The organism is Comamonas sp. 26, assembly GCF_002754475.1.
Taxonomy (GTDB): Bacteria; Pseudomonadota; Gammaproteobacteria; order Burkholderiales; family Burkholderiaceae_C; genus Comamonas.
The window spans coordinates 1,952,441-1,966,154 of sequence record NZ_PEFL01000001.1; the positions used below are offsets into that span (position 1 = coordinate 1,952,441).

A 13,714-nucleotide genomic window follows, 5' to 3' on the forward strand; every position below is an offset into this window, starting at 1 on the left:
AATGACAAAAATGTAATCGGAATGTCATCGTGCAGATCAGATTTTATCTCTAGGATTGTGGGTTTATATAAATTCAAAAATAGTTTCATTGAGAAGCTGAATAGTTCTTGATTAAATTCTTTTCGTAAAATGAAGACTTTAAATAAAATAAGTGAATTCCTGCGCTCTAGTGGCATGCAATCAACACGCATGATCATTGGAGTTAGTATATGGATTGCTATTTTTTCTAATTATTATCTTTGGCTGAAGATATCTAAACTAGGTGAAGAATCGAATATAAGTTTAATAATATCTTTTGTTTTTATATTGATTGGTGTGAATATTTTTTCGATTTCTGTTTTGGGATGGGGGTGGCTTTTAAGGCCAATTGCCAGCATCTTTGTAGTCGGTGCGGCTTCAGGTGCCTATTTCATGCAAGCATACGGGATTGTTATTGATTCCAATATGATAACTAATGTGCTTCAAACAGACTTCAATGAAGCCTCGGATCTGATTAACTTGCAGATGATTTTCGTGATCTTGCTGCTGTCGTTGCCTCCATTGTGGTTTATATGGCGCAGAAATTTCTCAAAATCTACTTTTGGCAAACTGATATTGCAACGTTTGATGCTTGCTCTCCTGGGGATTTCAATAGCAGTGGTAAGCCTAATTGTTTCTTTTCAGGCGTTCTCCTCAACCATGAGGAACCATAAGGAGATTCGCTATTTGATTAATCCATACAACGGACTATATGCGGTTTTCAAGAAAATTGACGATTCCCAGAAGAGGAAATCTAAAGATTTGGTAAAAATAGGAGAAGGAGCATACATTGAAGGGACTATAGACCCTATAGTATTTCTTGTAGTCGGAGAAACCGCTCGTTCAGATCATTTGGGGTTGAATGGCTATTTAAGAGATACCACACCTTTGCTATCAAGTCGAAAAGACATTTTGTCATTTAAAAATGCCTGGGCTTGTGGAACGAGCACCGCAGAGTCATTGCCGTGCATGTTTTCTCATTTATCAAGAGAGGAATTTTTTGATCGAAGCGAAAATTACGAAAATTTATTAGATGTTCTAAAAAGGGCAGGATTGGATGTCCTTTGGGTTGACAATCAATCAGGGTGTAAGGGGGTATGTGCGAGAATACCTGCTAGTAATCAAGAGATTATCGAAGGTAATATCAATTGCAGAGATGATGGCTGTTTTGATGCAGCAGTGTTGAACAATCTCCAAAAGAAAATTGAAGACTTGCCAAAACCTGGCAAAGCTAAAGGAACCGTTATTCTAGTTCACCAAATGGGAAGCCATGGTCCAGCCTATTACAAGCGCTCTTCATCAGATAGAAAAGCCTACTTCCCAGAGTGTGACTCTTCAGCTCTGCAAACCTGCAGTCGAGACCAAGTAGTTAATGCATATGACAATAGCATAAGAGAGACTGATTATTTCATTTCGAATGCAATTGATTGGATTAAGGAAACATATCCAGATCGACCAACTGCAATGATGTATGTCTCAGATCATGGCGAGTCTTTAGGAGAAAATAATATATACCTCCATGGCCTACCTTATAGTTTGGCACCCGATGCTCAGAAACGGATTCCTTGGATCGCTTGGTTCTCTGAATCATTTAAGCGCGAGAAATTCGACGAAAATGGATGTGCTGCTCTATTAGACGTTGATGCCAAGATAAGTCATGATAATTATTTCCATTCGGTTTTGGGAATGATGAATGTAAAGTCTGAGATCTACAATCCTGATCTTGATATTTTTAAAAAATGCAGGAAGTATTGATTTTTGAAGCGATGTTGAGCAAATGGGTTTCTGACTATCTGGTTGGATAAAGGCATAGCATGGTTTGTCGCTATCAGTGGCAAACAGGGGCGTAGCCCGAAGGGGGATGCGAACAAATGCTAGGACTACCAGGATTTAGTTCATATTCTCATACGAAGACAGGATTCGTGCAGTTGAACGTTACTTCAAGCTTGGCTTGCGTATCAGGGCCACAATTCGCCAGTTGGGATACCCAATCAAGAACGCATTGAAAGGCTGGTATCAGCACTTCCTGAAGTATCAGGATTTGTCAGTAAGCCAAGCGCCAAGAGCACCGAAATATTCGCTGCAGCAAAGACAGGCAGCGGTTGCTCATTACCTCGTCCACTATCACTGTATTGCTGCCACGATAAGGGTTTTAGGTTACACGGGTCGAGGAACCTTGTCGTCTTGCGTCACGGCGATATTCCGAACCAGGCTAAGCCGACCATGACCATGGGCTTCGCGGCATCCGAAAAGAAGATGCTAAAGGTTGGAGATAAGGTGAAGTCCTAAGCAGAGGTGATCAATGGCAAGGCATGGTGACGGAGCTGAAACCAAGTCGCTGATAGAAAAGAGCCTGCCGTCCACGGCAGGCTCTTTGTTCAAGACATTCGTTTAGGCAGCAGACCGTACTAGCAGAGCTCCAAACTCGCAAGTCATCGTGGGCTTTCGTTTACTTTCTGCCAACAGCCGAAGATTGGCCTAAAGCAGGCATCCATTAGTGGCAGCACAGGTGTGTGCTTCAGGCTATTGCTGTTTGAAACTCCCCTATGGATCATGTTTTTGCCGGTGCCTGAAGATCTTTGAGAGTCAGGGTGCTCGGAGCATAGTCGGAGCACCCTACCAAGGGGGCCTATTAATCTCAAACGATTCGGGGGTTCCGAGCCTTCACGGCGTTCATGGCAAAGCCCGCTAAGGCAATGGCAAGCACCAAAGCTTGCGCAATCGCGGTTTCCGCTGACGGATAGATGCCAAGCACTTCAATGCGCGGCCAATGGATCGGGCTCGCGCTCAACCAGCCAGCCTCCTGGAGGCCAGCAACCCCCTTGCCAGCGAGCACTACCGCGAGCACCGCAACCAGGATCGAACTGAGGCTGAAGAACTTACCAATCGGCATGCGCGCACTGCTCCGCAGCATAAGCCATGCAATGACGGCCAGGATGGCCACTCCGCATACCAATCCGCCTAGCAAGGCACTGTTGTTGCCGTCACTGGTCAGTGCAGAGTAAAACAACACGGTCTCAAACACCTCGCGGTAGACGGCGATGAACGACAAGGCGAACAATGCCCACGCTGAACGCCGCGTCATGGCTGCCGAAAGTTTGTCCTTTAGGTAGGCCTGCCACTTGCCCGCTGCGCTTTTCTGGTGCATCCAGAGCCCTACGCTCAGCAGCACAACGGCCGCGAACAGTGATGAAACCCCCTCGGTCACCTCACGGCTTGCGCCGCTGATGCTCATGAAGTAGGTGGCCACCGCCCAGGTTAGACCACCGCAAGCCAGTGCGGTCACCCAACCGCCATGCACATAGCCCAGCACATCGCGTCGTTCTGCCTTCTTCAGGAAAGCCAGCATTCCCACGACGATCAACAGCGCTTCAACCCCTTCGCGTAGCAGGATGGTTAGGGAGGCAATGAAGGTGGTTAGTGGGTCTGCCTTATTAGCGCCGAGTTCGGCGTCCACCTGGGCAAACAGATCGTCCAGCTTCTGTGCTGTGGCATCGGCTTGTTCCAACCTCCCGCCGGCGAGCGCACCGCGATAGGCCAGCATGGCGTTTTCGACTTCTGTGAGAAGTGCCTGGTTGCGTGCGCGCAATGCAGGCTCAAGCGGCTCAAAACCATCCAAGTAAGCCGACAGGCCCAGTCGTGTTGCGCTGGCCCGGTCGCCCGCGCGCGCCGCGGCAAGGCTCTTCTGAAGGAGTGAGCGGGCCAGGGTTAGTCCGCCAGAGCCGCTCGCAACAGCGGTGACTTCTGGGTGGCTACGAACATATGCGGTGAGGTCGCGAGCTGCGTCTGGTGCTATCAGTTCGGATAGAGCGGCTTCGGTCAAGGTCGCTGCAGCAGCTAGATCGGGAAAGACAGTCTTGGCGGCGGTGTCTCGAACCCAGGATTGTTCGCCGCGAGCACGCATGGCATCGTCATGCGACAGTGTTCCTGTGAAGAAGGCCAGCGCCCAACGATCCTCGTCAGCGAGCGTGCCGAAGCCCTGCATCGATGTGCCGGTCACGCCTTGAGAAATGACCTGGTACAGCGCGAGCACACTTCGCGAACGGGCACGATCATGATCGGTGAAGGCGATCGGGGGCGGGTCTAGCTTGGTGCTGAGTGGGCCGTCGCCAGCACCAGTTGCCCCGTGGCATGACGCGCACTTGGCTTCAAACAGCACCTTAGCGCGTGCGAGATCCGGTGGCTGAGTAGGAGATAGCGGAAACGGATAGGCTTTGACCAACGCCGCTGCCAGCGAATTGGCGCTGTCGGCCACTGCTTTGGCATCCGCCTTTGCGGCAATGAGGTCTACTAGCACTTTGGCCTGCCGCTGCAACTCGGGCAGCACCGCAGTGCTCGGCAATGCGGCTAGCTGCAGCACAGCGGTTGCCGCGAATTCCTTCATTTCTTCGTATTCACTCGCACTTTGAATCTGGCCGTTGCTTACTGCGCCACCGTAGTCAACCGCCAGGTAGTCCAGCAACTGCCAGGTTTGCTTAGCCTGATCGCTGGCAGCAGGGTCGGCAGCCCAGGCGGGAGAAACCGACCAGAGCACAAACAATGCGGCTATTGCCAGGAATCTTCTGGCGTAAAGAGAAAGCATTTTCATGATATGGAAGTGTTATTGATTCTCATTTTATTCAGGATATGGCCCACTGGGCGTTGCTCAAGGCCGTTCGGCATAAGTTTCTAAAAAGGAGGTTTGCTTGTTGTAGGCAAAAAATGGCTCAACCAACAACGCCGCATAATTTAGGTTGCATTTATCGATCGAGTCACAGCCAACTGTGCTGAATGCCTATAAGAGGCAACATATTCATCTTCGTCATGGTTGCTGAACGATTACGTGACGAGCACTGCCAAGATTAGTGTTCCCAGTGCAATGCGATACCACGCGAAAACTCCAAATCCATGTCCGGTCAGATAGCGCATCAGAAGGCGTATGGCAAGCAGCGCAAATACGAAAGAGGCAAGGAGACCCATTACAAAAACGCCGATGTCGTCGCTCGACAATGCGTTCCAGTGCTTGAAGAGGTTGTATCCGGAGGCGGCCCCCAAGACTGGAATGCCAAGGAAAAACGAAAACTCCGTCGCCGCCTGGCGTGAAGCCCCGAACCATAGCCCGCCGATAATCGTCGCGCCTGAGCGCGAAGTACCCGGCCAAAGTGCAAGGCACTGCACGAAACCAATCTTCAATGCGTCGATTCGGCTGATCTCTTCGGCACGCTCGGCCTTTACATGCACGGGCCGCCGCTCGGCCCACAGAATCGCGATACCACCGATTACGAGTGCGACGGCCACTGGCCCTGGGCTAAATAGCAGCCTCTGCACATGAGATCCAATCAGCAATCCGAGCACTGCCGCAGGCATGAATGCAATGGCGAGGTTCACTAAGAACCGGCGAGCGCCCTGATCGGCACGCGCTGAGACAACAACGTTTGCCAGACGAGCCCTATATTCCCAGATGACCGCGAGCATCGCGCCGAACTGGATGAACACTTCAAAGACGTCGCGTTTCTCTTTCGCAAGGAATGAGAGCGCATTGCCCGCCAGGATCAAGTGCCCTGTCGAGGAGACTGGCAAGAATTCCGTGATGCCTTCGACGACGCCCATCATTAGCGTCTTGAGAACAAGTTCAGCGTGCATTTGCAGGCGGCATTGGTAGAGTCGAGTGGGACATCAGTTTCTCCGAAGCCATGTTCACGGCTCCGCATGTGTCAATGAAAAGATGGATCATCTTGCTGGCGTATGGGAATCTGCGCCGTTTCGTTCATGGCCGCGAAAAGCAGCGATCAGCAGAACCCCCGCTCCCAGGGTGATGCCAATGTCGGCTGCATTGAACGCCGGCCAGTGCCAATCACCCCAATGGAAATCGAGCCAGTCCACCACGGCCCCATGCCGCACGCGATCAAGAACATTGCCGAGCCCGCCTCCGAGAATTGCCGCGTAGCCCACAGCCTCAGGTGCTGGAGTCTTCTCGGAGGCAATGAGCCAGGTGAAAAGGGCAGAAGCAGCGAACCCAATAGCAACAAAAAAGCCGCGTTGCCACCCACCCGCCTGCGCCAAGAAACTGAAGGCCGCACCTGGATTCAGCCAATGCCCGATGCTGAACCATGGCGTGATTTCATGAGAGTCATACAAGGGAATCCACGCGACGATGGCCGCCTTGGTCGCTATGTCGGCGGCAAGCACAGTCACGGCCAGCAGGTACACCCACAAATTAGTCCTCTTAATGGCCATGTGGCTTGATTTCCTCAGACGACCGCAGCAAGCGCATCCCATTGAAAACGACGGCCAGGCTAGCCCCCATGTCGGCCAGAATCGCCAGCCACAGACTTGCATGTCCAGTAAAAGCCAAGGCCATGAACACCGCCTTTGTCCCAAGCGCAAACACGATATTGGCCGTCAAGATGCCTGCAACGCGTTGCGATAGCCGGATGAACTCAGGAAGCTTGCGGAGGTTGTCTTGCATCAAGGCGACGTCAGCCGTTTCGATCGCTGTATCGGTACCAGCAGCGCCCATCGCAAAGCCTATGCTCGACTTGGCCAACGCTGGCGCATCGTTAACGCCATCCCCAACCATACCAACTGGCCCGCGTGCCAGTAGCCCTTCGATTGCCAACAGTTTGTCCTGCGGAAGTAGTTCGCCCTTGGCGTCAGTGATGCCCACCTGCGCAGCCACAGCTTGCGCGGTTTTCGAATTATCGCCAGTCAACATGACTGGCTCGATCCCCAGCGACTTGAGTTCGGCGATTGCTTGCCGGCTGGTGTCGCGCACCGTGTCGGCCACGGCCAGCAGGGCGAGTACTTGCTGGTCAGTTGCGAGGAGCACAACGGTCTTGGCCTCGTTCTCCAACGCATCGAGCTGAGTCTCGATCTCGAGTGTTGAAAGTCCCAGCTCTTTGATCAGCCGGTGGTTGCCGACGTAATAGACATCTCCATCGACGTTGCCTTTGACGCCTCGTCCAGGGATCGCTTCGAACTTGCCCACCTGAGCATGCGGTTGGTTGTAGCTGGCCACGATGGCAGTGGCCACAGGATGCTCCGACAGCGCATCGATGCTCGCAGCAATCCGCAGAACTTCTTCCCTCGGCTGGCCACGCAACGGTACGACATCGGTCAGAGAAGGGCGACCATGGGTCAGGGTCCCCGTCTTGTCCAAAGCCACCGATTTCAGGTGTCGCCCTTGTTCGAGGTAAAGACCGCCCTTGACAAGGATGCCCCGGCGTGCGGCCGCTGCCAGGCCGCTGACCACGGTAACCGGCGTGGAGATCACCAATGCGCAGGGGCAGGCAATGACCAGCATCACCAGCGCTTTGTAGACCCATTCGAACCAGGGCTGCCCGAAAGCGAACGGAGGAATGACCGCAACGGCGAGAGCAACCGCGAAGACCGCCGGTGTATAGATGCTGGCGAACTTGTCCACGAAGCGCTGCGTCGGTGCGCGTTGCCCCTGCGCTTCCTGCACCGATCGTGCAATACGGTCGAGAGTGGTTTCACCCTTTCGAGAGGTAACGCGGAACTCCAGCGTGCCGCGCTCGTTGATGGTACCGGCGAAGACCGTGGCACCGGCGGTTTTCTCCACGGGCATGCTCTCACCGGTGATCGGCGCCTGGTTTACCGATGATTGGCCCGCGACGACTTCACCATCCAATGCGATGCGTTCGCCCGGACGCACCCGTACAATGCTGCCGAGTGGCACGGAATCCGCCTTGACTTCATGCCATTGCCCGTCCGGCTGGCGTACCAATGCGTTCTCCGGCGCCAGATCCATCAGCTTGCGGATGGCATTGCGGGCCCGATCCAGGCTCAAGGCCTCAATCATCTCAGCGATACCGAAGAGCCAGATCACCACCGCTGCCTCAGGCCACTGCCCAATCAGGGCCGCACCGATGACGGCGACCGTCATCAACAGGTTCATGTTCAGCGAGCGCGTCTTCAGCGCAATCCAGCCCTTTTTGAGGGTCTCGACCCCACCCAAGCTGATGGCCACGAGGCACGCAAGAATGATGGGCCAGGAGGCCTCGGATGCCCCCGCAAAGACCATGGCCTCTGCGCCGAGCGCTAGTACGCCGGAGACCGCCATCCGAATCCATTGCCCGCGCGAGATGCTGGTGCCGAAATCACGGGGCGCAGATGGCTCTGGGTCAGAGGTGCTTTGGAGCACTGGAGCCATGCCGAGTCGCTCAATCGCGGTCGTCACCGGAGCCAGATCGGCAAGATCGTGGCTCACGGTAAGCGTACGACCCATAAGATTGAAATTCAGTGCTTTCACCCCTGGCATACCTTCGAGCGCCTTGCGCAACAGCCCCTCCTCGGTTGGACAGTCCATTTTTTCGATGAGGTAGATGGCTTGGCCCTGCGGCGCGGTGTCGCCGCTGCGCTCGATGCTGGCCTTCATGCCGACATCGTTCAGCGCCTTGAGGATCGGCGCAGGGTCCGGCAAATGATGCAGCACATCCAGCCGTCGCCCCATCAGGTTGAAATCCAGTCGCTCAATACCGTTGATTGCACCCAGGCGCTTACGGATTGTTGCCTCTTCGGTGGGGCAATCCATATTCGGAATAAGGAAGCGTGTACCGTTGCCTGGCACTGGTGTCCGGATTGAAGACGCCACCATGCGAGGGGGGAGGGCTTCGACAGCGATTGGCATGCTACCCGCCGTCTTTTCTACCGGCTGCATACCCAGATTCACGATGGCCTGGGCAATCGGAGTGGTATCGGTGAGCGTATGGGATACCGTCAACGTGTGGGCCTTCAGGTCGAAGTCCAACTTCTGTACCCCTTCCAAAGGCTCCAGCGTTGCGCGCAACTGGCGTTCTTCGCTGGGGCAATCCATTTGCTGGATGAGATAGACAAGCTGCGAAGACCTGGGCTGCACGACCGCCTGCATGCCAATGTCGTGAAGTGCACGCAGGATTGCATTTTGGCCGGCAGGCTCATGCACTACTTCCACGTAATGAGCGGGCAAGTCAAAAACTACATCTTGGATGCCATCAATTTGCGCTAGCCGCTTGCGGATCTGGGCTTCCTCACTAGGGCAGTCCATATTGCCTATGAAAAAACCCGTCACGAGCGGCGCAACTGTCGCTTTCGTGATTCCTGTAGCGCACCCACATGTTGAGCCGCAAGTTGCTTGCGTCATTGCATTGTTCATAGTCAGTTGTCCTTGAATTCCTGATCGCTGGTTCGCTGCACGTAGTAACGGCATCAGATGCGACAGCGCACTCTGATTGATCATCACGCCGTCACTTGACTTCGGAGCCTATCTAGCGCATCATTAAAAACCCTAAAGCAGATTGAGAGTCAAGGGAAACCCGCAACTAGTGCCAGGGAATACAGAGTGAAGATCGGTGAATTGGCCAGCGCGACAGGGGTGCAGATCCCAACAATTCGTTTCTACGAGCAGGAGGGATTGCTGCCACCTGCAGCGCGCACGGCAGGCAACTACAGGCGATATGACGAATCGCACGTCCAGCGACTAGCGTTTGTGCGAAATTGCCGCTCGTTGGATATTGGGCTGGACGATATCCGGTCTTTACTTCAATTGAAAGATAGGCAGCGTGAACCTTGCGGCGAGGTCAATGAGCTTCTGGACAAACATATCCTGCAGTTAGTCAAACGCATTGAGGAGCTGAAGGCTCTCGAGGGACAGTTGATCGCTCTTAGAGCGCAATGCTGTTCCGGGCAGGTCGTCGAGCTGTGTGGAATACTTGATGGCCTGTCGTCGGCGTTGCAAAGTCCGGTGCCAACGATGTTATGAAAAATATCGGCCGTCTACTCAGCGAACCCAAGAGTTTGACTCGAAAGAGATTTGATTTACACGCGGCGTCTGCATCGATGATGGACTTTCAGTGTATTGCGCATACTTGCACTGGTACTTCTGATTTGATCGCGCAACGTTGACAATCTGAACCTCAGTCGGTTCGATACATAGAAGCTTCACGCCCAGCCTTCGAGGGATGTGGAAGTCACTCAATTTGGATCGTGTGGAATGCACGATCGCCCAGGGAAACATGAAGATCCATTTCACATCGTTGGGGCTTCTTATGCTCAAGTTCTTTATCGCACTCATCGGCCTGTTTTGGCGAGTCCTCCTCATCGTTGGAGGCCTAGTGCTTGGCTCGCTCTGGAATGCTGCTTGGGCCTTCTTCACTTCGCCCATGACGGATGATGAGGAAAGCACCTCGATCTCCTGCGCTTACGATGCCCATACTGCATTCCAAAATGGAGAAATTGGTATGGGTGAACTTCAGTATTGGTGCGAACAAGAAGAAGACCTTTAACTAGCTGTCAACGTTTTAATCGAACGCTAGACCCCTTACCAGCTTTGTTAGAGAGGTTGTCTGCTTTGTTAATGCTGGAGTTTTCAAGCCCAAGTCGATAGCCCGCCCACGCCATCATGGAACTCCAGATGAGTGGAAGTGCAATGAACATCATTGCCAATAAAGTGTTAAGAATCATGCGCTTGTATAGTTGCGGCTGACCGGAGCTCACGCTTTGCGTAATCTCTTGCATCAATGCAGATCCGGTCAAACCTGGGTACATCGCATCGATTAAATGGGCGTCAACCCATCGGGCCACATACCACATGACGGCCCAAAACTTAACTGTGAATATTGCTAATCCACCAACCACCATCACTTTCAAATCGTAGCAACTAATCACTACGATCAATGGCAGGAACATATACAACGCCATCAGTACAAGTGCTTGGAGCATGGGAAGCATATTCAACAATGGGACCATGCCGAGTGAGGATTCAAATGCCTGTTTACCTACTCCGATGGTACTAATCCCCCTGTGACAGTACGCCACGCGTTCGTGCCCTTGCCATAGTCGTCGCCCAGCATCTTGTCAGGACTAACAAATGTCGGGTTGGCCTTCTCAAAGGCTAGCTTTGCCATGGCATCCTTGGCCTCATCTGTCGAACTAAACGTGATAGTGTTTTGGGCGACTTGCAAGAGACTCCGCCATGTCGAGGTGTTGCTGGTGAGGCGCTCTCGCACTCCTCCTGTAGCAGCGTCAGCTTCCCACCATTGCTTGCAAGTTGGGCGCCCCCAGTCCGGGTTCATAAAGCCCTGATCCGAACCGCCACCTTGCATGTATTCGCTGTCGCGATTGAAGTCGATGCTCCAGCCAGGCACCGGGTTATATGAGCGCATCACGTCATAGAAACCGGGCTCTGTTCGGAAAAACTGGCTGCCCACCCAGTCCACATCCGTGGGGCCATAGATGCTCCCCTCTGCGAGAATGCCTCGGCCGTTTGCTGAGATCTGATTCTTGTCCATCGAGAAATACTGGCTGCGCGCAGGCACAAAGCACTCGCTGTAGAAGCGCTGCACATCGTGCAACAGAGCCGGATCTTCAATCGTGGCCATCCTGGCCAGATCTGCTACGACGCGCAGATCGCGTTCAGAGCTGGTCATGCCCGCCCGAAAAGCGCCATTGATGCCAGAGGACAGCCCCATGACGCTGTACCACCACAAGGGGACATAGGACAGGTTTCCAGATCGGGCAAAAGACCCATTCACCGCGTCGGCCATCGCTCGGTCGTAGCCCGAGTTCGTCCCACCCTGTGTCGACACGACCTGAGGCTCAGAACCATCTGCAGCTCGCTCTGGCTTGTAGCTGAGATTGATGTTGTGCAGCGAGGTGAGAGGCGTGGTGGCGAAGCACAGGGCCATAACCAGCAATGCTGTAATCAGCTTGGTCTGTATGGACTCGATGAGAGCCAGCACGCCGTTAAACCCTGCGCCTTCTTCTTTAGCGCTATGCCACGCGCTAAACGCGATGAGCGCGAAGGGCAGGGCGGCCAGGCCGGTTCCGGTCAAAATTTCGCCGAGAAGGTTGGCGAATGCCCAGCCGTAGAGCGTCGTAAAAAGTTCAAGATAGCTATCGAGCTGCATATCGATCAGGAGATAAGGCCCATGATGAATCGGGCAATATTGCCCGCGCCTATTGGCACGAGTGCCAGGTACATCGTCAGCATGCCGGCAACGCGCCAGCGCATCGCCAGCACCGCCCGCAGCTCATGCTTGGCCACGTAGCCGCGTCTGAATCCCCAGGCCACGATCGGACGCCAACTGACAATCACCCAGCAGCACAGGGCGGTCTGAGTAAGCGTCCCGAGTTGCGCGCCCTTGCGAAACCACGCTGAGACAGAGACGACCTGTGAGGGCTCCAGCTTGAGCAGCCAGGTCAATAAGGTGCCGCCAATCAAAACGATCAAGGCACCGTAGATGAGCCAGGGCAGCCAACGACGAAGCCGCCCCTTACGCTTTGGAACCGACTCAGACGCTTCCACGACTTTTTCGGTGTCGGTCATCTTGTGCTCACACGTCCGTCGACCAACGGCGCAGGATCTGCACGCGTGCCGCCTTGCACATCCATCGACGCGGCCCCGGCTTGCTGCTGGTTGCCCATAATCGACAAAGCTGTCTCGCCGGTCATTTCTTTCCGAATGCGGAACTCAAACATCATGTCGTTGATGTACTGAGTCAGGCGGTCAATCTTCGTCTGCACCTCGGATCTAACGGGAGCAGCGCCCGTGGCCTCGGGCAGGCTCATACCGGAGATCAGCGCGTTACGCGCGATCAGTGCCTTGTCGATGGTCTTGTAGACCGCAACCTCCTGGGCCAGGCGGTTAATGGCCACGGACCGCACATCGGTCGGCAGCTTGCGCACGGCGTCCATCAGCTGTGGGCTCACGGCCATGCCGGGAGCGCTGACCTTGGCCAGGTCGGCATGGCTGCTTGAAGTGCTGAAGCCCATATTGCGCATCGTGGGCAGTACCTCGTCCAGCTCGCGCTCAAACTTCGGTGCAAGGCCAGTCGCCGTCGAGGTGATGGTGGGGCTCGGGCAATCGGAGCCTTGGGTGCACATATAGATTTTCTGATCACCAAGGACCTCAGAACTCCAACGGGCTAAGTCTTCAGGTGTCTTGAAAGCCTGGACCAGTCGTGTCGATGCCAGAGAGGAGCTACCGTAGTTCGCCGTTGCCAGCGAATTGGCAGCCTTGTTGATCGTGACGTTGTAGCCAGCCACCGCCAGGTCACGGATCGGCTGAATCGGTGGCGTGCCAGCACCCCCAGCGCGGGTACCGAACACCCATGGCAGCCCCGCACGCTGGCCAGACTCGTTCTTGTTGATATCGAGCTTGGCATTCACCACGCTGCCGCCCGCGTTGGCCTTTACCTTCCAGGCATCGCCCTTTGCCAAAGCAATGTACTCCTCATACGGGTCTTGACCATTCTTAATCATCGACTCCATCTCTTCGCAGGTCTTGAGCGACGCGGACACCAATAGATCCGCCTTTTGGCTGAAGTTCTGAAAGAGTTGGTAAAGGCCAGGCTGTGCGCGCTGGAGGAAGTACAGCGGCAAGGCCGAGATGCCCGCCTGGACGGCTCCAGTGATGGTTGCACCCAGGTTCTGAATGCTGTTCATGAGATCCGACCAGGAGAGGCCAATGTCAAATTTTCCGCAGGAATAGTTTGCGCGGACGCCAGCGCCCAGCTGCATCGACAAGGCACTGCGATGGGGCGCAGCGCTGATTGGAGAGCCGCCTCCCATCCGGTAATAAAGACCTGAAGACGTAATCGTCTGTGCGGCAGCCGGTGCCACGACCGAGGGAGCCAGCACGCAGGCCAGGCTCACGGCCACGCAGATCCGCTTGAGGCGCAGAGAAGGGGAATGTGTGATTGTCATAGTGATACTGGAG

The 13,714-nt window shown here is 54.3% G+C and carries 12 protein-coding genes and 1 pseudogene; 5 read left to right on the plus strand and 8 right to left on the minus strand.

Annotated elements, in window-relative coordinates; translation table 11 throughout:
* The first annotated feature begins 189 nt into the window (after positions 1-189).
* The 3 genes and pseudogenes from CLU84_RS09035 (at position 190) to CLU84_RS22375 (ending at position 2,307) form a co-directional block, all read left to right on the plus strand.
* Positions 190-1,773 (plus strand): phosphoethanolamine transferase, encoded by a 1,584-nt coding sequence (locus CLU84_RS09035; RefSeq protein WP_232096770.1) that lies wholly within the window; start codon positions 190-192, stop codon positions 1,771-1,773.
* 142 nt (positions 1,774-1,915) lie between these two features.
* Positions 1,916-2,209, plus strand: a pseudogene (locus CLU84_RS22370) (IS3 family transposase); the annotation flags it as partial.
* A 32-nt stretch (positions 2,210-2,241) separates the two neighbouring features.
* Positions 2,242-2,307: a hypothetical protein gene (locus CLU84_RS22375; RefSeq protein ID WP_224651146.1), complete on the plus strand. Its 66-nt coding sequence runs from the start codon at positions 2,242-2,244 to the stop codon at positions 2,305-2,307.
* Positions 2,308-2,656: 349 nt separating this feature from the next.
* Here CLU84_RS22375 and CLU84_RS09050 read toward each other — a convergent pair whose 3' ends face one another.
* From CLU84_RS09050 to CLU84_RS09065, 4 genes are all read right to left on the minus strand, one after another.
* On the minus strand, positions 2,657-4,606 hold the full coding sequence (locus CLU84_RS09050) for a cytochrome c/FTR1 family iron permease (protein WP_099736891.1): 1,950 nt from the start codon (positions 4,604-4,606) through the stop codon (positions 2,657-2,659).
* A gap of 230 nt (positions 4,607-4,836) precedes the next feature.
* Positions 4,837-5,640 (minus strand): undecaprenyl-diphosphate phosphatase, encoded by an 804-nt coding sequence (locus tag CLU84_RS09055; RefSeq protein ID WP_003055168.1) that lies wholly within the window; start codon positions 5,638-5,640, stop codon positions 4,837-4,839.
* An 87-nt stretch (positions 5,641-5,727) separates the two neighbouring features.
* Positions 5,728-6,234 carry a signal peptidase II gene (gene lspA / locus CLU84_RS09060; protein WP_003055173.1) on the minus strand — a complete coding sequence of 169 codons (507 nt, stop codon included), beginning with the start codon at positions 6,232-6,234 and terminating at the stop codon, positions 5,728-5,730.
* Positions 6,224-9,151 carry a heavy metal translocating P-type ATPase gene (locus CLU84_RS09065; protein WP_003055175.1) on the minus strand — a complete coding sequence of 976 codons (2,928 nt, stop codon included), beginning with the start codon at positions 9,149-9,151 and terminating at the stop codon, positions 6,224-6,226. The genes lspA and CLU84_RS09065 overlap by 11 nt, the downstream gene beginning before the upstream one ends.
* A gap of 186 nt (positions 9,152-9,337) precedes the next feature.
* Here CLU84_RS09065 and cadR point away from each other — a divergent pair, with 186 nt between their 5' ends.
* Complete coding sequence (cadR, locus tag CLU84_RS09070; protein ID WP_003079129.1) at positions 9,338-9,757, plus strand: Cd(II)/Pb(II)-responsive transcriptional regulator; 420 nt, start codon at positions 9,338-9,340, stop codon at positions 9,755-9,757.
* Between the two features lie 199 nt (positions 9,758-9,956).
* Complete coding sequence (locus CLU84_RS09075) at positions 9,957-10,280, plus strand: hypothetical protein (protein ID WP_003055177.1); 324 nt, start codon at positions 9,957-9,959, stop codon at positions 10,278-10,280.
* A gap of 7 nt (positions 10,281-10,287) precedes the next feature.
* Here the strand turns inward: CLU84_RS09075 and CLU84_RS22550 are convergent, their stop codons facing one another.
* From CLU84_RS22550 to CLU84_RS09090, 4 genes are read right to left on the minus strand one after another with little or no spacing between them, the layout of a single operon-like run.
* A complete protein-coding gene (locus CLU84_RS22550) occupies positions 10,288-10,716 on the minus strand; it encodes a conjugal transfer protein TraG N-terminal domain-containing protein (RefSeq protein WP_255409109.1) in 429 nt (142 codons plus the stop codon).
* A gap of 56 nt (positions 10,717-10,772) precedes the next feature.
* Positions 10,773-11,903, minus strand: coding sequence for a conjugal transfer protein TraG N-terminal domain-containing protein (locus CLU84_RS09080; protein WP_255409110.1), 1,131 nt, complete (start codon positions 11,901-11,903; stop codon positions 10,773-10,775).
* Positions 11,904-11,908: 5 nt separating this feature from the next.
* On the minus strand, positions 11,909-12,322 hold the full coding sequence (locus tag CLU84_RS09085; protein WP_003055181.1) for a hypothetical protein: 414 nt from the start codon (positions 12,320-12,322) through the stop codon (positions 11,909-11,911).
* The gene (locus CLU84_RS09090) at positions 12,319-13,701 is read right to left on the minus strand and encodes an integrating conjugative element protein (RefSeq protein WP_003055183.1); all 1,383 of its coding nucleotides are present in this window, start codon (positions 13,699-13,701) and stop codon (positions 12,319-12,321) included. The genes CLU84_RS09085 and CLU84_RS09090 overlap by 4 nt, the downstream gene beginning before the upstream one ends.
* Between the last annotated feature and the right edge of the window lie 13 nt (positions 13,702-13,714).

Coding starts and splice junctions, on each gene's coding strand:
- CLU84_RS09065 (WP_003055175.1), bottom strand. CDS start 9,151: ATGAACAATGCAATGACGCAAGCAACTTGCGGCTCAACATGTGGGTGC.
- lspA (WP_003055173.1), bottom strand. CDS start 6,234: ATGGCCATTAAGAGGACTAATTTGTGGGTGTACCTGCTGGCCGTGACT.
- CLU84_RS09050 (WP_099736891.1), bottom strand. CDS start 4,606: ATGAAAATGCTTTCTCTTTACGCCAGAAGATTCCTGGCAATAGCCGCA.
- CLU84_RS09075 (WP_003055177.1), top strand. CDS start 9,957: ATGTGGAAGTCACTCAATTTGGATCGTGTGGAATGCACGATCGCCCAG.
- CLU84_RS09080 (WP_255409110.1), bottom strand. CDS start 11,903: ATGCAGCTCGATAGCTATCTTGAACTTTTTACGACGCTCTACGGCTGG.
- CLU84_RS22550 (WP_255409109.1), bottom strand. CDS start 10,716: ATGCTCCAAGCACTTGTACTGATGGCGTTGTATATGTTCCTGCCATTG.
- CLU84_RS09085 (WP_003055181.1), bottom strand. CDS start 12,322: ATGACCGACACCGAAAAAGTCGTGGAAGCGTCTGAGTCGGTTCCAAAG.
- CLU84_RS09090 (WP_003055183.1), bottom strand. CDS start 13,701: ATGACAATCACACATTCCCCTTCTCTGCGCCTCAAGCGGATCTGCGTG.
- CLU84_RS09055 (WP_003055168.1), bottom strand. CDS start 5,640: ATGCACGCTGAACTTGTTCTCAAGACGCTAATGATGGGCGTCGTCGAA.
- CLU84_RS09035 (WP_232096770.1), top strand. CDS start 190: ATGATCATTGGAGTTAGTATATGGATTGCTATTTTTTCTAATTATTAT.